The 18,127-nt window shown below is 70.7% G+C and carries 15 protein-coding genes; 6 read left to right on the top strand and 9 right to left on the bottom strand.

Annotation, left to right across the window (positions count from 1 at the left end):
- Positions 1-1,416 (top strand): thioesterase domain-containing protein (locus IEZ15_RS38095; RefSeq protein ID WP_189281607.1); only part of this gene is annotated, 1,416 nt, incomplete at its 5' end.
- 258 nt (positions 1,417-1,674) lie between these two features.
- Positions 1,675-2,580: a proline iminopeptidase-family hydrolase gene (locus tag IEZ15_RS38090; RefSeq protein ID WP_189281606.1), complete on the top strand. Its 906-nt coding sequence runs from the start codon at positions 1,675-1,677 to the stop codon at positions 2,578-2,580.
- 338 nt (positions 2,581-2,918) lie between these two features.
- Here the strand turns inward: IEZ15_RS38090 and IEZ15_RS38085 are convergent, their stop codons facing one another.
- Both IEZ15_RS38085 and IEZ15_RS38080 read right to left on the bottom strand, forming a co-directional pair.
- Positions 2,919-3,656 carry an ABC transporter permease gene (locus tag IEZ15_RS38085; protein ID WP_189281605.1) on the bottom strand — a complete coding sequence of 246 codons (738 nt, stop codon included), beginning with the start codon at positions 3,654-3,656 and terminating at the stop codon, positions 2,919-2,921.
- A gap of 2 nt (positions 3,657-3,658) precedes the next feature.
- Entirely contained in the window at positions 3,659-4,582 is a 924-nt protein-coding gene (locus IEZ15_RS38080; RefSeq protein ID WP_114249476.1) for an ABC transporter ATP-binding protein, read from the bottom strand.
- 109 nt (positions 4,583-4,691) lie between these two features.
- On the opposite strand from IEZ15_RS38080, the gene IEZ15_RS38075 reads away from it, so the two are divergent.
- The 3 genes from IEZ15_RS38075 (at position 4,692) to IEZ15_RS38065 (ending at position 7,923) form a co-directional block, all read left to right on the top strand.
- Positions 4,692-5,900 (top strand): sensor histidine kinase, encoded by a 1,209-nt coding sequence (locus tag IEZ15_RS38075; protein WP_189281604.1) that lies wholly within the window; start codon positions 4,692-4,694, stop codon positions 5,898-5,900.
- Between the two features lie 5 nt (positions 5,901-5,905).
- Positions 5,906-6,565, top strand: a complete 660-nt coding sequence (locus IEZ15_RS38070; protein ID WP_189281603.1) for a response regulator transcription factor — start codon at positions 5,906-5,908, stop codon at positions 6,563-6,565.
- Positions 6,566-6,702: 137 nt separating this feature from the next.
- The gene (locus IEZ15_RS38065; protein WP_189281602.1) at positions 6,703-7,923 is read left to right on the top strand and encodes a cytochrome P450; all 1,221 of its coding nucleotides are present in this window, start codon (positions 6,703-6,705) and stop codon (positions 7,921-7,923) included.
- A 24-nt stretch (positions 7,924-7,947) separates the two neighbouring features.
- Here IEZ15_RS38065 and IEZ15_RS38060 read toward each other — a convergent pair whose 3' ends face one another.
- Positions 7,948-10,026, bottom strand: a complete 2,079-nt coding sequence (locus IEZ15_RS38060; protein WP_268250483.1) for a BTAD domain-containing putative transcriptional regulator — start codon at positions 10,024-10,026, stop codon at positions 7,948-7,950.
- A gap of 242 nt (positions 10,027-10,268) precedes the next feature.
- On the opposite strand from IEZ15_RS38060, the gene IEZ15_RS38055 reads away from it, so the two are divergent.
- On the top strand, positions 10,269-10,940 hold the full coding sequence (locus tag IEZ15_RS38055) for a DUF6875 domain-containing protein (RefSeq protein ID WP_189281600.1): 672 nt from the start codon (positions 10,269-10,271) through the stop codon (positions 10,938-10,940).
- Positions 10,941-11,000: 60 nt separating this feature from the next.
- Here IEZ15_RS38055 and IEZ15_RS38050 read toward each other — a convergent pair whose 3' ends face one another.
- From IEZ15_RS38050 to IEZ15_RS38025, 6 genes are read right to left on the bottom strand one after another with little or no spacing between them, the layout of a single operon-like run.
- Complete coding sequence (locus tag IEZ15_RS38050) at positions 11,001-12,050, bottom strand: LLM class F420-dependent oxidoreductase (protein WP_189281599.1); 1,050 nt, start codon at positions 12,048-12,050, stop codon at positions 11,001-11,003.
- Positions 12,051-12,073: 23 nt separating this feature from the next.
- Positions 12,074-13,729, bottom strand: a complete 1,656-nt coding sequence (locus tag IEZ15_RS38045) for an AMP-binding protein (protein WP_189281598.1) — start codon at positions 13,727-13,729, stop codon at positions 12,074-12,076.
- Positions 13,726-14,919, bottom strand: coding sequence for a CaiB/BaiF CoA transferase family protein (locus tag IEZ15_RS38040; protein ID WP_189281596.1), 1,194 nt, complete (start codon positions 14,917-14,919; stop codon positions 13,726-13,728). Before IEZ15_RS38040 ends, IEZ15_RS38045 begins: the two co-directional genes overlap by 4 nt.
- Positions 14,920-14,979: 60 nt before the next feature.
- Complete coding sequence (locus tag IEZ15_RS38035; RefSeq protein ID WP_229846392.1) at positions 14,980-16,011, bottom strand: cysteine synthase family protein; 1,032 nt, start codon at positions 16,009-16,011, stop codon at positions 14,980-14,982.
- Between the two features lie 7 nt (positions 16,012-16,018).
- Positions 16,019-16,930, bottom strand: coding sequence for an oxygenase MpaB family protein (locus IEZ15_RS38030; RefSeq protein ID WP_189281592.1), 912 nt, complete (start codon positions 16,928-16,930; stop codon positions 16,019-16,021).
- 37 nt (positions 16,931-16,967) lie between these two features.
- On the bottom strand, positions 16,968-17,990 hold the full coding sequence (locus IEZ15_RS38025) for a terpene synthase family protein (RefSeq protein WP_157987234.1): 1,023 nt from the start codon (positions 17,988-17,990) through the stop codon (positions 16,968-16,970).
- Between the last annotated feature and the right edge of the window lie 137 nt (positions 17,991-18,127).

Genomic DNA, 18,127 nt, shown 5'->3' with positions numbered 1-18,127 from the left:
GCGGGTCTGGCGTCGGGCCGGGCGGCGGTTCTTCCGTTGCCCATTGATGTGGCGGCCCTCCGTGCACGCACCGACACGATTCCCGCTCTCCTCCGCGACCTCGCCCCCACCACCACCCGACGACGCACTTCCGTCACCAGGACGGACACCGCATCGCTCCGGCAGCGGATCGCACAGGCGGGAGAGGCCGAGCAGGAGGCCGTCCTCAGGTCACTCGTCATGGAACGGGCGGCCACTCTCCTCGGCCACAGCAGCGTGGAGGTTCTCGACCCCGAGCGTGACTTCCTGGAGTCGGGGTTCGACTCGCTGAGCGCGATGGAGCTCCGTAACGCACTGATGAAGGACACAGGGCTACGACTGCCCCCCATGGTGGTCTTTGACAGCAAGAGCCCCGCGCTGCTGGCCAGGCTCCTGCGTACGGAATTCCTGGCCTCCGGGCTCCAGGCGGACGACGGCCGCGCGGCTGAGCGGGACGCCGACGAAGCCCGTTTCGGTACAGGCGACACAGCCGACGACGTCAGGGCCGGGACCGCTACCCACTCGACCGGCCGGGCCCCCGAGACGCTGCGTGATCTGTTTCATTCCGCCGTTGTGGCCGGACAGGCCGACAAGGGGTTCGCGCTTCTGCAGGCCGCTGCCAGTATTCGACCGGGCTTCGCCTCGGCCGCCGAGATCGACCGTCTGCCTTCCGCCGTACGGCTCACGGATTCTGCCGACGGACCACATCTGATCTGCCTGAGCACCCCCATGGCCACGGGCGGCGTCCATCAGCACGCGCGGCTGGTGTCCCACTTCGGCGGCCGGCGCAAGATCTCGGCGCTGCCTGTCCCCGGATTCGTCGCGGGGGAGAGCCTGCCGACATCGTCGGACGCGGCGGTCCAGGCGCTCGCCCGAAGCGTGCTGGATGCCGCGGATGGCGAACCGTTCGTCCTGCTCGGATACTCGTCGGGCGGAACCCTCGCCTACGCCACCGCGGGGTACCTCGAAGAGGAATGCGGTGTGAGTCCTGCGGGCGTCATCCTGCTCGACACCTTCAAGGTGCACGACGGCGGCGGTGACGGTGTGCCCATGGACGATCTGGCACTGGGCATGTTCGACAAGGAAGCGGCGTTCGGGCAGTTCGACAGCAGCAGGCTCTCCGCGATGGGACGCTGGGTGGAACTGGTTCCGCAGCTGCCGCTCACCGCGGTCGATTCCCCGGTGCTCTTCGTTCAGTGCACGCAGTCCTTCGTCCCGGACGGCGACGACACATCACCCGATTTGGTCTTCGGCCGGGCAGAACCGTGGGAGGCCGCGCACACGCTGCGGACGGTACGGGCCAACCACTTCACCCTCGTCGAGGACAGGGCCGAGGAGACCGCACGCGTCATCGACGAGTGGCTTGCCTCCGATGCCTTCCACGTTCCGGCCGAGTAGCGATGAGCGATGCATACAGGGCAGCGCGGGCCGCAGGAAAGCCGAAGCACTGCCGGGCGGCGATCGTCGGCCCGGTCCCGACGAGGTTCCCGCCGAGGCGAAGGACCGGGCCATGGCGAACGATCGAGCAGTGAAGCACAACGGCCGATGAGCGCCAACAGGCCCATCAGCAATCAGCATGCCGGGAAGTCGGCTGTGGCTCTCGTACACGAGACCCACCAACTCATCTGCAAGCGACGCGAAGCGAGGCGAAGTGACGTGACTGTGGCACCCAGCGCGAAGGGGACCGTGCCGTTCGGCGAGTACGAGACGTGGTATCGGGTGACGGGTGATCTCCGCGCCGCCGGGCCTGCTCTCGTCGTCGTGCATGGCGGACCCGGCTCCACGCACGACTACCTCCAGAACCTGAGCGATCTCGCGGAGGGCGCACGCTCGGTCGTGCACTACGACCAGATCGGGAACGGCGGCTCCACCCATCTGCCCGACCGCCGGGCGGACTTCTGGACGGTGGATCTGTTCGCCGCGGAACTCGACAACCTGCTGGAGCGCCTCGGCATAGCCGACAACTACGTACTGTTCGGCCAGTCCTGGGGCGGAATGCTGATTACCCGGCACGCAGCGTCACGCCCGGCCGGACTGCGGGGCCTGGTCATCGCCAACTCACCCGCCTCTTACCCCCTCTGGCTCCAGGAGGCCAAACTTCTTCGGGACCAGCTCCCACCGGGCGTCAACGAAACACTCCTCCGGCACGAGGCCGCCGGCACCACCGACACCGACGAGTACTACGCGGCTATGCGGCCCTTCTACGAGCGCCATGTGTGCCGCCTCAGCCCCTGGCCGCGGGATTACCTGGCCTCCTTCTACGAGGTGTACAACGACCCCACGGTCTACTACGCGATGAACGGGCCGAGCGAGTTCCACGTGAACGGCACCCTGCGCGACTGGTCGGTCATCGACCACTGCCCTGACATCAACGTTCCGACGCTCCTCATCTCCGGTCGATACGACGAGGCGACGCCGGCCACGGTGCAGCCCTTCATGGATCACATCGCGGGCGCGCGGTGGGAAATCTTCGAGGAATCGAGCCACCTGCCGCATCTGGAGGAACCGGAGCGCTTCAAGGAGGTCATGCGGACATTCCTCGACGAGGTGGACCGGTCCTGAGAGCACGGCTTCGACCTGCCGAGGGTCTTGCGCGTCGCACGAATCAGTGGCGGTGGTTCGCTTTGTATGCGAGGCAGAACAGGACGGGGCGAGCAGTGAGAGCCCCGGCTGCCGCAATGCATCCGTCCTGCTTCGGACTGACGACGACGGAACGAACTCCGGTCAGAGCCAGTGAGCCGTTTCCCACTCGTTGCCGTACTGGGGCGGACACGAGCGGCAGGTCAACTGACTGTTAGCACTGTTCAGTCGACCTTCGAGGAGCACCCTCGGCCGGCCCCAGGTCGTGGCAGGCCGGGGGCGGCCGGTCTCATCCGCTTCCACGGCCTGCCATGCGGGACCTATGCGTCCCTGCGCCTCAGAGACCACCACCCCGCCAGCACTGCCGCGCCCGCCCACAGTGCCGTCACCCCAAGGCCCGCCAACGGCGCCAGGTCGCTCGGCGGGTTCACGTACAGGACCTGCTGTCCGGCGCGGTCGGGGAGGTAGTCGGCGAAGGAACCCGACGTCTCGCCCAGGATCATGGAGACGATGAGGATGAACGGGATCAGGATGCTGAGCACGGCGAGGCCGCTGCGCAGCACCGCCGTCAGGCCGGCCGCGAAGAGCGCCATCAGCGCGAGGTAGACGGCCCCGCCCAGGCAGGCGCGCAGCGCGTCCCCGTCGCCCAGGCTCAGCGCCGCGTCGCCCAGGAAGGCGCTACCGCCCAGGAACGACACGAACGTCGTCACCAGACCCATCGCCAGCGCGAGGCCCGCCACGTTCGCGAGCTTCGCCGCGTAGAACAGGCCCCGGTTCGGCACCGCCGTCAGCGACGCGCGGATGGCTCCCCCCTGGTACTCGGACGACATGGCCAACGTGCCGAAGGAGATCGCCGCGATCTGGCCCAGGTTGAGGCCGAGGAAGACGGAGAAGAGCGCGTCGAAGTCGGCGCTGTCCGCCTCGGAGTCGCCGGTCGCCGCGTTGGCCGCGACGGCGAAGCCGGCCGTCAGCAGGAAGACGGCCAGCAGCGACCACGCGGTTCCGCGCAGGGTCCTGATCTTGATCCACTCGGAGCGGAGTACGGCTGCGGTGGACATGATCAGGCCTCCTGTGGGGCTCGTGCGGAGAATTCCGTGGCGGTAGCGGTGAGGTCGAGGTAAGCCTGCTCCAACGTGGCCTCTTCGGCGGCGAGTTCGAGAAGAACGATGCTCTCCTGGGCGGCCAGCGGGCCGATGGCGTCGATCTCGGCGTCGTCGATCAGCATGCGCCCGTCGTCCGACTCGACGGGGGTGTGGCCGTGCCGCAGCAGCACCTCGCGCAGCCGTGCGGGCTCCGTCGTACGGACGCGGACACGCGGCTTGACGCGGGCCGCGATGAAGTCCTTCGTCGGCGTGTCCGCCAGCAGCCTGCCCTTGCCCAGGACGATCAGGTGGTCGGCGAAGGAGGCCGTCTCGCCCATCAGATGGCTGGAGACCAGCACGGTGCGGTTCTCCCGCGCGAGGCGGCGCATCAGCTCGCGGATCCAGATGATGCCCTCGGGGTCGAGGCCGTTCGACGGCTCGTCGAGCAGCAGCACCTGGGGGTCGCCGAGCAGGGCCGCGGCGATGCCAAGACGCTGGCGCATGCCGAGGGAGAACGTCTTCACCCGGCGGGACGCCACGCTCGCGATGCCGGTCAGTTCGAGGACCTCGTCCACCCGTCGGTCGGGGATGCGGTTGCTCGCGGCGAGGGCCAGAAGGTGGCTGCGGGCGGTGCGGGAACCGTGCGGCGCCTGGGCGTCGAGGAGGGCGCCCACATGCCGCAGCGGCTCGTCGAGCTGCGTGAACGGGCGGCCGCCGATCGTCGCCGTGCCGGAGCTCGGCCGGTCGAGGCCGAGCATGAGGCGCATGGTGGTGGACTTGCCCGCGCCGTTGGGGCCGAGGAACCCGGTGACCTGGCCGGGCCGGACGGAGAAGGTGAGGCGGTCGACCGCGCGCACCTGTCCGTAGACCTTGGTCAGGTCCTTCACATCGATGGCTGTCATGGTGACGACGGTGCCGTCCACAGGGGGGTGTCCGCTTCCCCCGGCAGAGGGAACGTCCTCCCCCACGTGGGGGAGGCAGCCGCCCTGCCCCGCTGGGATCATGGCCCTCATGAAGCGTCTCCATCGGCTGCTGCGGCCCATGTCGCGTGCGGTGACGTACACCCGGTGGCTGCACCTGTTCATGGGCGCGGTGGCCGCCGTGGTGGTGGTCGGGGTGGTCTTCCCGGGCCTTGAGGACCCCAGCGCGCTCCTGCTCTTCGTGCCGCTCCCGCTGCTCGCGCTCGCCGCGTTCATCCCCGGTACCCGGGTCGCCGAGACGATGCAGGCGCGGCTGCTGCTCTACCCCGGGCCGCATGAACCGCACGAACATCCGGCGCCGGAGATCGCCGGTTCGCCCTCGGCCTCGTGGGGCGACCGGTGGCGGGTCTTCGTGTGGCTGACCGTGCGTCTGTGGCTCGGCTTCGGGGTCACCGTGGTCACGCTCAACGGCGTCGTACTGACGCTGGGTCTGCTGATGCCGTCCCTGTGGCCGCCGTTCGGTCCCGCGCCCATGCTGCTGCCCGGGCGATGGGGGTGGTGGTACCCGCTGCTGGCCCCGGTGTCCGGCGCCGCGCTGGTCGCCGTCGTATGGGGGGCCGGTGCGCTGATGGCCGACCTCGCACCCCGGCTGCTCGGCCCGTCCCCGGCAGAGCGGCTCGCGGAACTGGAGGAGCGGACCGAGCGGCTGCTGGAGCGCACGCGGCTCGCCCGCGAGCTGCACGACACCATCGGGCACGCGCTCACCATCGCCGTGGTGCAGGCGGGCGCGGCGCGCGCGGCCGGGACGCCGGATTTCACCGACCGGGCACTGGCCGCCATCGAGGACACCGGGCGCGAGGCGCTGTCCGAACTGGACCGGGTGCTCAGGCTGTTGCGGGAGGACGCCGACCCGACGATGCAGCGGCCCACGCTCGCGCACGCCGGACGGCTGGTGGAGTCGGCGCGCGGGTCCGGGGCCGACGTGACCACCTGGATCGGCGGGGACCTCAACGCCGTGCCCGGACCGGTCTCGCGCGAGGGATACCGGATGCTGCAGGAGTGCCTCACCAACGTGCTGCGGCATGCGGGCTCGGTGCCGGTGACCGTGCGGATCGAAATCCTCGACGACCGAATGGAGTTGGAGGTGTGCAACAAGCAGCCGGCCGAGTCCGGCGGGTCCCGCGGCGGCGGCTCCGGGCTGCGCGGGCTGCGCGAGCGGGCCGTCCTTCTCGGCGGTGCGGCCGCGTACGGGCCGTACGACGGGGTGTGGCGGGTGCACGTCACCCTGCCGCTACAGTGACCGGCATGCCGATCACCGTCCTGCTCGTCGACGACGACGCGCTCGTGCGCGCCGGGCTGCGCGCCATCCTGGAGGCGCAGCCCGACATCGAGGTCGTCGGCGAGGCGGCGGACGGCGCGGCCGTCATTCCCCTGGTGAGGAAGGTGAAGCCGGACGTCGTCGCCATGGACGTACGCATGCCGCTGATGGACGGCATCGAGGCGACCCGGGCCGTGCTGCGGACAGTCACCGACCCGCCGAGGATCCTCGTCATCACCACGTTCGAGGAGGACGAGTACGTCTACGGGGCGCTGCGCGCCGGCGCCGACGGGTTTCTGCTGAAGCGGGCCCGGCCCACCGAGATCGTGCACGCGGTGCGGATCGTCGCCGAGGGCGAGTCGTTGCTCTTCCCGCCCGCGCTGCGCTCCCTCGCCGCCGCGCACGGCAACGAGTCGGCGCGGCGCGCACTTGAGATGGCCGCGCTCACCGAACGCGAGGGTCAGGTGCTGCGGTTCGTCGCGCGCGGCCTGACGAACGCGGAAATCGCCGCCGAGCTGCACCTGGGCACCGAGACGGTGAAGACGCACGTGAGCGCGGTGCTGGCGAAGCTCGGCGCGCGCGACCGCGTCCAGGCCGTGATCACGGCGTACGAGTCGGGCTTCATCACCGCGGGGGCGGACGAGTAGCGCCCCCGGTCGCACCGGGGCCCAAGGGCCGGGCCAGGAGGGGCACTTGACCGTGTAGTCCGGAGACAGAACCGCGCCCGCCCGTGGGGCTAGCCTCCGTGTCCATCGAGCCCACGACGCGATACGTGAGGATGCAGATGAGCGGTGTGCGGGAACTTCCAGAGGACTGCACCACGGTGGATCTGGCCGACCCCTGGTTCTTCCAGCTCCACGACCAGTACGAGCTGTGGCGCAGGCTCCGGGCCAAGAACCCGGTTTTCTGGACGGAGCCCGGCGAGGGCCGGCCGGGGTTCTGGTCGGTTACGCGCTTCGAGGACGTGCAGCGCGTCTACCGCGACAACCGGCGGTTCACCTCCGAGCGTGGCAATGTGCTCACCACGCTGCTCGCGGGCGGCGACTCGGCGGCGGGAAAGATGCTCGCGGTCAGCGACGGCGAGCGCCACCGGGAGCTGCGCAACGTCATGTTGAAGGCGTTCTCGCCCCGGTTCCTGCGGTCCGTGGAGAGCCGGGTGCGCGAAATGGCCGACCGGCTGATCTGTGAAGTGGTGGAGCGGGGCGGCGACTTCGCGGCGGACGTGGCGGAGAGGATCCCCATGGGAACGATCTGCCATCTGCTGGGAGTTCCGGAGAGCGACCAGGCGTACCTGCTGACCCTCACCAAGTCCGCGCTGAGCTCGGAGCACGAGGACGCCACCGAAGAGGCCGCCGTACGCGCGCGCAACGAGATCCTCCTCTACTTCCTGGACCTCCTGGACGGCATAAGGAAGACGCCCCGCGAGGGCGCCATCGCCGCCCTCGCGGACGGAGCGGTCGGGGGCCGGCCGCTCACGGAGGAGGAGATCGTCTTCAACTGCTACAGCCTCGTCATCGGCGGGGACGAGACCAGCCGGCTCTCCATGATCGGCGCGGTCCACGCGCTGGCGGAGCACCCGGAGCAGTGGAAGCTGCTGCGCGCGGGGGAGGTGGGGACGGACACGGCCGTGGACGAGGTGCTGCGATGGACCACCCCGGCCATGCACTTCGGGCGGACCACGCTGGAGGAGGTGACGATCGGCTCCCGCACGATTGGGCCCGACTCCGTCGTCGTGCTCTGGAACACCTCGGCCAACCGGGATGAGGAGGTGTTCGAGGAGCCCGACCGGTTCCTGCTGTCACGTGCGGCGAACCGCCATCTCACCTTCGGCTACGGACCGCACTTCTGTATCGGGGCCCACCTGGGGCGCGCGGAGGTCGGTGCCGTACTGGACGCCCTGCGCACCCACGCCTCGGCGCTTGAGCTCACCGGCGAACCACGGCGGGTGCACTCGAACTTCCTCAACGGCTTCAGCAGCCTTCCGGTCGCCTTCACCCCGGCCTGAGGAGGGGCCGGGGCCCCGCCCTCGTCAGGCGAACCGCTCGCGGGCGTGCAGCCTGGTGAGCACCGGGAACGCGTAGCGGCCCGCGGAGTCCGGCCCCTCGAGGAGCTGGTGGTCGACGAGTGTCTCGGCCGTGTCCTCGGCGGCGACCAGGCTGCAGCCGAGCGAGGCGGCGGCGGCCCGCAGGGTGAAGGAGCCCCCGCAGGCCCTCGCCAGCGCCAGCAGGGCCCGCCGGGAGGCGCTCGCCAGGGACACGAAGTGCGTGTCGAGGCGGGCACGGACGTCGAGCTCGCCGTGGGACAGCTCCGACAGCCGGCCCTGTTCGTCGGTGAGCCGATGGACCATGCGCGACAGGGACCAGTGGGGGCGGGTGACCAGACGCTGGCCCACGATCCGGATGGCGAGCGGGAGGTGCCCGCACAACTCGGCGATCTCCTCGGCCATCTGACGCTCGGCGAGCACACGCTCCTCGCCCACGATCCGGGTCAGCAGCCTGACCGACTGCTCGGCGGTGAAGAGGGAGAGCGGCAAGTGCCGGGCCCCCGGGATCGTGGACAGCGGCGCCCGGCTGGTGAACAGCAGGGCGCTGGTGAACCCGCCGGGCAGCAGCGGCTGCAGTTCCTCGTCCCGTACGACGTTGTCGACGACGACGAGGACTCGGCGCTCGGCGAGCAGGCTGCGGTACGCGGAGATCCGCTCGTCGAGCCCGCGCGGGATCTCGGCCTCGGCCATGCCCAGCGCCCGGAGGAAGCGGTGCAGCGTGGTGTATACGACGTGGCTGTCGGCCTGGGTGTCGCTGCGCAGGTCGGCGTAGAGCACCCCGTCCGCGTACCGGAGCCTGCACGAGTTCGCCACGCGGACCGCGAGGACGGACTTGCCGACCCCCGGCGGTCCGTAGATGGAGACGACCGGCGAGGGGCCGAACAGACCGCCGGGCGAACCGCTCTGGGTGAGGTGCTGCAGCACCTGATGGTGCTCGCTGCGGCCCACCAGGTCGGGGGTGTCCGGCGGCAGCCCGTACGGACGCTTGGCCTCCGCCCGGGGCGTGGTGGTCTGTACGGCCTTGTCGTCCGTGGCGCGGCTGACGCCACGCAGCACGGACAACTGCGCGGCGCGCAGTTCGGGTCCGGGGTCGATGCCGAAGTCGATCCGCAGGGTGCGGTCCAACTTGCTGAACAGGCTGAGGGCTTCGACCTGTCGGCCGGCTCCGGCCAGCGCGACCATCAGCTGGGCGTGCAGGCCCTCGTGCAGCGGATGGTGCCGCACGAGGGGCTGCAGCTGGTCGATGGCCTTCTCGTAGTGGCCGTAGGCGACGGCGAGTTCCGCGAGGCGCAGCGCCGCGGTGATCTGCCGCTGGTTGGCGTCCAGGGCGAGCGGGTGCTGCTGCAGCCGTGGCGAGGAGCCGTGCAGCACCGGACCGGACCACAGGCGCAGCATGTCCGTCAGGAGCCGCACCTCAAGGGTGAGATCCCCGCTGACCCGGGCGTGTTCGGCCTCCTTGGCCAACTCGCGGAAGCGCAGCAGGTCCAGCTGGTCGGTGCCGATCTGTAGCTCGTAACCCGCGTTGCGGCGCACGATCGCCGACGCGTCGGAGCTCGGGTCGCTGTGCTTCGCCAACAGCGCGCGCAGCCGCGAGACATACGTGTGGACCAGCTGGTTGAAGGAGTTCGGGGGGGCCTCGCCCCACAGCACGTCGACGATCTCCGCCTGGGAGACGCTCTCGTTCGCGTGCAGGGCCATCAGGCCGAGCAGGCTCTGCTGCATGGGGGTACCGGCGTTGAGCACGCTCCGGCCGCGTACCGCGCTGAGCGGACCGAGCACCCGGAGCATCAGCCGGTCGTCCTCGCCGTACGCGGCCTCGTCCAGCAGGGACCTGGCGGCCGCCTGGTCGAGCAGACGGGGTTCCTGTAGCACTTCGGCCAGACGCTGTATGGAGTGCCGCCGCGGCATGCGGACCCGGCCGTTCTCGATCTCCCGCAGTGTCCGGAGGCTGATTCCGGACCGCTCGGCCACCACCCGCTGACTCAGCCGGGCTCTGTCTCTCGCGTCTCTCACCAACTCCCCGAGATCGTCGATCTGTTCGTGCAATGCGCCTTGGACCGCCATCAATTCCCCGTTCGTTGACGCGCAGCCGTTCCTGACACCCATTCCAGCTAGGTATTTCACACGTCTGTACGACGCTGCGGAAGAGGCAGATCGTGCATCCAGTGTCTATCCAGTGAGAAGCGTGAACGTCATGGAAATATTTCTGCGCGTCGACGAAGATCCGCTTTGAAATTGATTGTGCTGGATGATCCCTTGTAAGCGAAGCGTTAGGGTGGGCGTGCCCGGGTGGGAGTGACTCAGCTATGCTGATTCGCGAAAGCAGTGCGCGACTGGCCCTGATCGAGCTGGGCGACCTCGCGCGAAATGACCTTCCCTCATGGCTTGAGAAGCATGAGGAGTCCCTGCGTGAAATAGTCGAGTGGGCGTCCAGCTACCTCTCCCGACCCCACCCCGAAGTCGGGCGAAAGGGGCATGTCTGCCCGTTCGTCAAGACGTCGATGAACAGAGAGCTGTTCTACCTGGCGGTGGAATCAGGGGTTCCGAAAAGCTCCGCGGAGACCGCGGAGGTGCTTCGCGGATACCGTGACTGGTTTGTCGAACTCGCCCGTCAGCATGGGGGCGCCGCGCAGTACACGACGATTCTCGTGCTCTTTCCCGATCTGCCGCGGGACAGGGTGGTCGAAATTATTGAGAACACCCAGGAATTACTGAAAGCGGACTATGTCTCGCACGGGCTGATGATAGGTGAGTTCCATGACGGTCCGCCGGCCAAGAGCGGTTTGTGGAATCCGGAATTCCGCCCGCTGAAGAGCCCTGTGCCGTTGCTGGCGATACGTCACATGGTGCCCACGGATCTGCCGTTTCTGAAGGACGACCCGGAGCAGCTGGCGGAGTATCTCCGCCGCTACGGCAAGCAATCGCCGCCGGCCATGGCCGCGCCTCCTCCCGCGCGGGAGCGGGGCGAGGACCACTGAAGAAACCGCCGGCCCCTGAAGCGGGGCCGGCGGTGCGGTGGACCGGACGACCGGGGCTCGTCAGTCGCAGAGCTCCTTGAGCCGTGACAGCAGCCCGGCCTCCGTCTGGCCGTCCTGGGGCACGGGGACGACCTGGAGTTCGGTCACCCCGGCCGCGCGATACGTCGCGACCCGCTCCTTCACATAGCCCTCGGGCCCGCACAGCGTGGTGGCCTCGAGGAGTTCCGCCGGAACGGCCGCCGCCGCCCCCGCGCGGTCACCCGCCCGGAACAGCCGCGCCACGGCCTCCGCCTGGGCCCGGTAGCCGTACCTGCAGACCAGGTCGTAGTAGTAGTTGTGCCCTGCGGCGCCCATCCCGCCGATGAACAGGGCCAGTTGGCCGCGGGCCAGCTCCCTGGCCCGGGCGGCGTCCGGGCCGATGGCGAGCAGCCCGCCCGCCGAGATCCGCAGCGGGCCGAGCCCCGGGTCCCGCCGCGCCGCCCCGGCCCGCAGGTCGTCGCCCCAGACCTCGTCGTACCGTTCGGGGTCGAAGAACATGGGCAGCCAGCCGTCGGCGACCTCGGCGGTCATCCGGACGTTGCGCGGGCCCAGCGACGCCACCCAGACGGGGACGGCCGGCCGCACCGGCGGGGTCAGCAGCTTCATGGCGGTGCCGAGCCCCGTGCCGCCGCCCTCGCCCGGCGGCAGCGGCAGGCGGTGCACCCGGCCCTCGTACGTCACCGGTTCCTCGCGCCGCCAGAAAGCGCGCAGCACCGCGATGGTCTCCCGGGTCCGTGCCACCGGCTCGCGGTACGGGACGCCGTGCAGCCCCTCGACCACGCGGGGGCCGGAGGTGCCGAGTCCCAGATGGCAGCGGCCGCCTGAGAGCGCATCTACTCCGGCGGCCGTCATCGCGAGCAGCGCAGGCGTGCGGGTGTAGACGGACATGATGCCCGAGCCGATCTCCACCCGTCGGGTGCGAGCGGCGATGAACCCCATGAAGCTCGGGGCGTCGTGTCCGTAGGCCTCGGGTACCCAGATCAGGTCGAGACCGGCGCGTTCGAGCTCCGCGACCTGCTCGGCGGCGGCCACGATGTCGCCGTCGTACCGCAACTGCATGGATATACGCATGGTGCGCTCCGGGTTCAGGGGGTTCAGGCAGTGGGGGTGCCGCTGTCGAGACGTTCCAGGCGGCCGCTGACGGCGAGTTCGGCGACGCGGAACCGCTGGACCTTCCCCGAGGCGGTGAGGGGGAGGTCCGCCGCCAGGAACCAGTGGACCGGGATCTTGTACGGCGTGAGCCGCCCCTCGCACTGGGCCAGCAGGGCCTCCAGGCAGAGCGCCGCACCCGGCACGGGCTGGACCACGGCCGCGACCTCCTCGCCCCACACGTCGTCGGGGACCCCCACGACCACGGCCTCCCGCACCCCCGGGACCTCCGCGAGGACCTCCTCGATGGCGGCGGGCGCGATGTTCTCGCCGCCCCGGATGATGAGGTCGTTCAGCCGCCCGCCGATCCGCAGGGTCCCGGTGGCGTCCATCGAGCCGAGGTCACCGGTGTGCAGCCAGCCCTCCGCGTCCACCTTCCGCGCGGTGGCGGCGGGGTCTCCGTAGTAGCTGATCATCTGCTGGTAGCCGCGGGCGCAGATCTCGCCCTGGTCACCGAGCGGCTGCACGGCGCCCGACTCGGGGTGGACGATCTTGCACTCGGCGTGCGGGAGGGGCCGTCCGACGGTGCCGGCCTTGTCCTCGACGGTGTCGTCGGGCCGGGTGAGGGTGAGGACGGAGGCGAGCTCGGTCTGGCCGTAGAGGTTGAACACGGTGGTCGAGAAGAGCCGTTCGGTCTCCGCGATGAGCTGCGGGCGGACCGGGGCGGCACCGGTCAGGACGGACGAGAGCACCGGGCGGTCCGGGACGTCGCGGGCGGCCTCGTTGAGCGTGCTCAGGACCGTGGGAACACTGGTCAGCACCGCGCCGGGCGCCTCGCTCAGTGTGCTGAGCAGCACCTTGGGGTCGAAGCGTTCGAGCAGCACGAACGTGCCGCCGCTCCAGAGCGGGCCCAGACATGAGATGACGCAGCCGGCCGTGTGGAACATGGGGAGCGGACTGACGACCGTGGCGCCGGGACGCACCCCGAGGGCCTCGAAAGTCAGCTTGGGGACGTTCACCACGGCCTGGTGGGACAGGAGAACGGCCTTCGGGGCGCCCGTCGTCCCCGAGGTGAACTGGATCTGGGCCGGGGCGGTCGAGGTCGGCTCGTGCGCGGGCAGCGGCCCGCTGCCCTTGAGGTCGTCCCAGTCGGAGAGGGAGACGACATGGCGCAGCCGCGGCAGCCCGGCGGCGACCGATGACACCACGGCCGCCATGTCGTACGCGCGGCTGCGGTCGGCGTGGACCAGCATCTCCGCCTCGGAGACACCGAGGGCGTGCGTCAGGTCGGCGGCACGGAACGCCGGATTCAGGGTCACCAGGGTCACCCCGGCGAGCGCCGCCGCGTACTCGAACACGGGCCACTCGGGGACGTTGGGCGCCCAGATGGCGACCCGGCTGCCGCGCGGGAGCCGGGCGAGGATGCCGGACGCGATGCTCTCCGCCTCGGCGAGCAACTCGGCGTACGTCCACTGCCGGGGCGTGCCGCCGCCGTCCGGGACGCTGCGCAGGGCGACAGCCTCCGGGCGGCGGGCCACGGTCTCCCGGAGCAGCGCGCCGATGGTCCTGTCGGCGAGCGGGCTGCGCCCGTCCGCGCGCCGGACCGAGCCCGGGCGCGGTCTCGGGCTTCCGTTCGCTGCCCGTACGGTTCGGCCGGTCACTGTGGCTCCTCACGTCGTCGGTCTGCGGCGTCGATCTCCGCCAGAACCTCGGCGGTGTGTTCCCCGTGTGCGGGAGCCGCGCCCCGCAGGGATTCCAGCCCTGCTCCGAAGAGCACGGGGAAGCGGACCTGGGTCTGCGGGCCGCCGCCGGGCGGCCCCGGAACGGTGCCGACGAGGCCGCGGGCCGCCACGTGCCCGTCGGCGAGGAACTCGTCCGCCGACTCGTAGACCGGGGCCCAGGGCACGTCAAGGTCGGACAGGGCGGCGGACCACCACGTGAGGTCATGCCGCGCGAACACGTCCGCGAGCGCCGCCCGTACCTTCTCCTTGGCCCGGGTGCGGTCGGCCCGCCGGTCGTACGCGTCGTCGGCGAGCGCGGGGAACTCCGCTGCGAACCGGCGCCGGAAGGCGATCCAGAACTTGTCCTCGAAGGTGGCGAGGGTGAGTCGCCGCCCGCACGCCAGGACGAACACATCGTTGTCCCCGGTGACCAGCGGATTCCCGCCCGGCCCCGCCCGGCCGTGCCGGGACAGGGCGAGCGGGGCCGCCCAGGCGGCTGCGGCCTCGTGCAGGGAGACGTCGAGGTGCTGGCCCTCGCCCGTGACCCGTGCCGCGAACACCGCCACGGCCGTGGAGAGCGCCGCGTACATGGCGCCGGCCGTGTCGGCGACCCGGACGCCGACCCGGTCCACCGGGCCCGCTTCGCGGTGCGGCACCGCGAAGAAGCCGGACAGGGCGAGGAAGTTGAGGTCGTGTCCGGGCCGCGTCGCGTACGGCCCGGTCTGGCCGAAGCCGCTGATCGAACAGAGCACTACCCGGCGGTTGGCGGCGCGCAGCCGCGCGTAGCCCAGCCCCATCTTCTCCAGCACACCCGGCCGGTGGCTCTCCACGACGGCGTCGCTGCGCTCGACCAGGCGCAGCAGCGTGTCGCGGCCCTCGGGCTCCCGGAGGTCGAGGACCACCGACCGCTTGTTGCGGTTGAGCGCGGCGAACGTGTCGGGGTCGACGAGCCTGCCGTAGTCGCCCCGGTCGGGGCTCTCGATCTTGATCACGTCGGCGCCGAGGTCGGCCAGCAGCAGCGTGGCGAAACCGCCGGGCAGCAGGCGGGACAGATCCAGCACCCGCAGCCCGGTCAGACCGGGCCACCCTGCCGTCCCCTCGGTCTCGGCCGCCCCTGACGTCGCGTCCATGGCTGTTCCTCCCCTGTCGGTGTCAGTGCGGCAGCCGCGTCGGTGGCGGGGTGTGCACGGTCATGGCTTCGCCACTCCTTCGGTGACCGGGGGTGTGCCGGGGTGCGCGTACTCGTCGCAGCGTGCGTGCCCCAGGGCGTCGAGGGCCGCCGCGACCTCGGCGGTGACCCCTTCCGGGTTCCGTGTCACGACACCGGTGAGCTGCGGGTACTTGTCGCCGCCGTCCGGGCAGACACAGGCCGCGTCGGCCGTCCCCGGGCGCCGGGCCGCGTCCATGACAGTGGCGAGCACCGAGGCGCCCGCGCTGCCGCCGAGCGACAGGCCGGTCCGCTCCCGGATCCGCGCACAGGCGGCGACGGCGTCCAGATCGCGGACCCGCACCAGGCGGTCCCAGTGCCGGCGCGCCACGAACCGCGAGGCCCGCCCGGAGCCGAACCCGGCGAGCTTGTCCGGGCGGTGTACCGGGGTCCCGCCCAGCGCCGCCGATCCCACGGCGTCGACCGCGATGATCCGGGTCGAGGGCCGGTGCGCCCGGAAGTAGTCGGCCACCCCGGCCAGCGTCCCACCCGTAGAGACCGCCACGGCGACCGCGTCGAAGCCCCCGCTCGGGGCGTCGCGGGCCAGCTCCACGGCGGTCCGGGTGGTGTGGACGCGAGGGTTGGCGCTGCTCTCGTACTGATCGGTCCACACGGCGGTGTCGTCCTGGCGCAGGATGTCCCTGACCGCTTCCAGCCGGGCGTCGAGAGTTCTGCCGGACGGCAGTTCGGGCACGGTCACCACGTCCGCGCCGTACTCCGTCATCAGCGTGACGCTCGCGCGCGGGGTGCTGGGCTCGACGACCAGGGTGCACCGGTAGCCGCGGGCCGCGCACAGGCCGGCCAGCGCGATGCCCAGGTTTCCCGAGGTGGACTCCACCACCCGGTCCCCGGGGCGCAGCCTGCCGGCCTCCTCCAGTGCGTCGAGCAGCGCCTCGGCGGTGCGCGCCTTGATGGAGCCGAAGGGACCCAGCGCCTCCAGCTTGAGCCACAGGCGCAGGGCCCGCCCGGGCAGGGGGACGCGTACGGGCAGCAGGGGAGTCGGTGGGTGGGTCACGGTCCGGTCAGCTCTCAAGGTTCTCGGCGGAGGTGTGGCCGAGGGCGAGGGGGCCCTGGTGGGTGCCCCGCGCGTGCTCGGGGCCGATGTCGCTGATCCGGTAGCCGCGCGGATATCCCGGGTACGTCCTGGCGGTCGGCCGGGTCATCAGCCGCGCCATCAGCGCCGGCGCCGCCCGCTCGGCCCGCGCGTGGGCGTGCAGCCCGATCCGGTGCAGGGCTCTGGCCGGGAAGGACGCCCGCGGTATGCCCAGCGCCTGCCGGGCGGCGGGGTCGAGCCGGCACGGCAGCGTGGCGGCGACCAGGTCGGATACGGGATGCGGATACCAGGAGGAGTAGAGCTTCATGACGGCGGCGCCGACCCGCACGCTGCTGGGGTTCAGCCGGAAGTTCGCCCGCTCGTACTCCATGTTGAACCGCTCGAATTCGGTGTACTCGCTGGGGAGGTCCTGGATGTTCATCCGGGCCCCCACTTCCCGGTAGAAGTAGAAGGCGGACAGCCGCTCCGTCTCGACGGTCCTGCGCCAGGCCCAGCGGTCGATCCATCGGATGGGCTCGAAGACGAAAGTGGACAGCACGTACAGCATGTCGTCGTTGGAGATCGAGTAGTGGCGGTGCGCCAGGTTGATCTGCCGCAGGGCCTGCCGGCCGCGCTCGGAGGCGTAGCCGTTGCGCACGATCTCGCCGAGCAGGATCCGGGTGTCGTCGTAGCGCTTCTGCGCCCGCCGAGCGAACTCACCCGTGCCGTCCAGGAGTTCGGCAATGCTCGGTATGCAGCAGGTCCGCCAGATCGCCACCTCGAGGCCCCGGCCGTAGTCCCATGGGAACTCCCGGTCTGAGGATGTGCGGTGGATCTTCTCGTGGTCCGCCTTCGGGTCGAGGGACCGCAAGTACTCAACGGTGGCATACCGGTTCCGCATGTCGCTCCTCGATCCGATCGTGTGGTGTGGCCGTGGACTACAGCGGGGTGGATCCGGCGGCACTGGTCACTTCGGGGCGCGTGGGGTCGAAGCGCCGGGTCTCGTAGCGCCACCGGAGCTGGCCGGTCAGCCAGCTGCGCAGGCCCGCGACATGGCGGGCCAGCGGAGCGAGCAGGGACGGATCGAGGGAGTCCCGCAGCGGCGTGTCGGGGAACGTCCGGCTGAGGTCGGTGAAGGTGGTGACGCGGCCCTGGACCATCTCACCCACCGCGTCCGCGGCGGTCTGGAGGTCGGTGCCGTGGGCGTGCCGGTGGACGACCACCAAGTTGTGCGGGTCGCCCAGCAGGGCCTCCTTCTCGCAGGAGAAGAGGTCGTTGGTCCACAGGTCGGCGTCGGAGAGGGACTGGTTCAGCTCGGTGAACACCGGCAGCCGGTAGATCTCCGCCGGGATCTCGAAGTGTGTGGTGACCTCGATGAGGTCCAGGTAAGGCATGAGGGCCCGGCCACGCATCGCGATGTACTCGTCCAGCTCCGGCGTGCGCCCCGTGAGACGGTTCTCGGCCTCCCAGGCGCAGGTGTCGAAGAACGCGCCGATGTGCCCGGCGAGCCGGGTCCGCCAGGCGTCGGAGGTGTACGGACGGGTCCGGCGCCACAGGTCGGCGAAGGCCGGCCGGAAGGCCGTGACCACCGAGTGTTCCGCCGCGTCGGGCGCGGCCTCGGCGACGGAGCCGTCGGGGGTGAGCCAGCCGAGCACCTCGCGGCACACCGCGCGCAGCCGCTCGGGGTCCTTGCCCAGGTCCGTCTCGTCGAACTGGTCGTCCAGCACCAGCATGCAGCTGATCCAGTCGGTGACCAGGGCGAGTTCGGTGCGGCCCGCGTGCGGATAGGCGCGCGACATCAGGGTGCCGAGCAGCGACCGCTCGTGGTGCCGGCGGGCCACCTCGTCGGGCACGAGGCCGAACCGCCGGACGAACGTGCGGGTGCTCTCTTCCACCTGGTCCCGGAAAGGGCTGAGCTCCGTGGGGAAGTCCACCCGGATCTGGGGCATTCGGAGGGTCACGATGACTCCGGTGTCGAAGGAGCGGGCAGGGAGTGGATCGGCGGAACGGACACGCACAGGCGCGGAGGAGAAACAATTTCGGGAAAAGCGGAGCGGTCCGCATCCATGGGCGCGCCATATGCCGCCGTAAACAGAAT

Source organism: Streptomyces atratus (genome assembly GCF_014648655.1).
GTDB classification, from domain to species: Bacteria; Actinomycetota; Actinomycetes; order Streptomycetales; family Streptomycetaceae; genus Streptomyces; species Streptomyces atratus.
Note: the sequence above shows the minus strand (reverse complement) of the source record. Positions and strands in the feature narration are given on the sequence as shown.

Coding starts and splice junctions, on each gene's coding strand:
- IEZ15_RS38070 (WP_189281603.1), top strand. CDS start 5,906: ATGCCGATCACCGTCCTGCTCGTCGACGACGACGCGCTCGTGCGCGCC.
- IEZ15_RS38085 (WP_189281605.1), bottom strand. CDS start 3,656: ATGTCCACCGCAGCCGTACTCCGCTCCGAGTGGATCAAGATCAGGACC.
- IEZ15_RS38075 (WP_189281604.1), top strand. CDS start 4,692: ATGAAGCGTCTCCATCGGCTGCTGCGGCCCATGTCGCGTGCGGTGACG.
- IEZ15_RS38040 (WP_189281596.1), bottom strand. CDS start 14,919: ATGGACGCGACGTCAGGGGCGGCCGAGACCGAGGGGACGGCAGGGTGG.
- IEZ15_RS38060 (WP_268250483.1), bottom strand. CDS start 10,026: ATGGCGGTCCAAGGCGCATTGCACGAACAGATCGACGATCTCGGGGAG.
- IEZ15_RS38055 (WP_189281600.1), top strand. CDS start 10,269: ATGCTGATTCGCGAAAGCAGTGCGCGACTGGCCCTGATCGAGCTGGGC.
- IEZ15_RS38030 (WP_189281592.1), bottom strand. CDS start 16,930: ATGCGGAACCGGTATGCCACCGTTGAGTACTTGCGGTCCCTCGACCCG.
- IEZ15_RS38080 (WP_114249476.1), bottom strand. CDS start 4,582: ATGACAGCCATCGATGTGAAGGACCTGACCAAGGTCTACGGACAGGTG.
- IEZ15_RS38050 (WP_189281599.1), bottom strand. CDS start 12,050: ATGCGTATATCCATGCAGTTGCGGTACGACGGCGACATCGTGGCCGCC.
- IEZ15_RS38065 (WP_189281602.1), top strand. CDS start 6,703: ATGAGCGGTGTGCGGGAACTTCCAGAGGACTGCACCACGGTGGATCTG.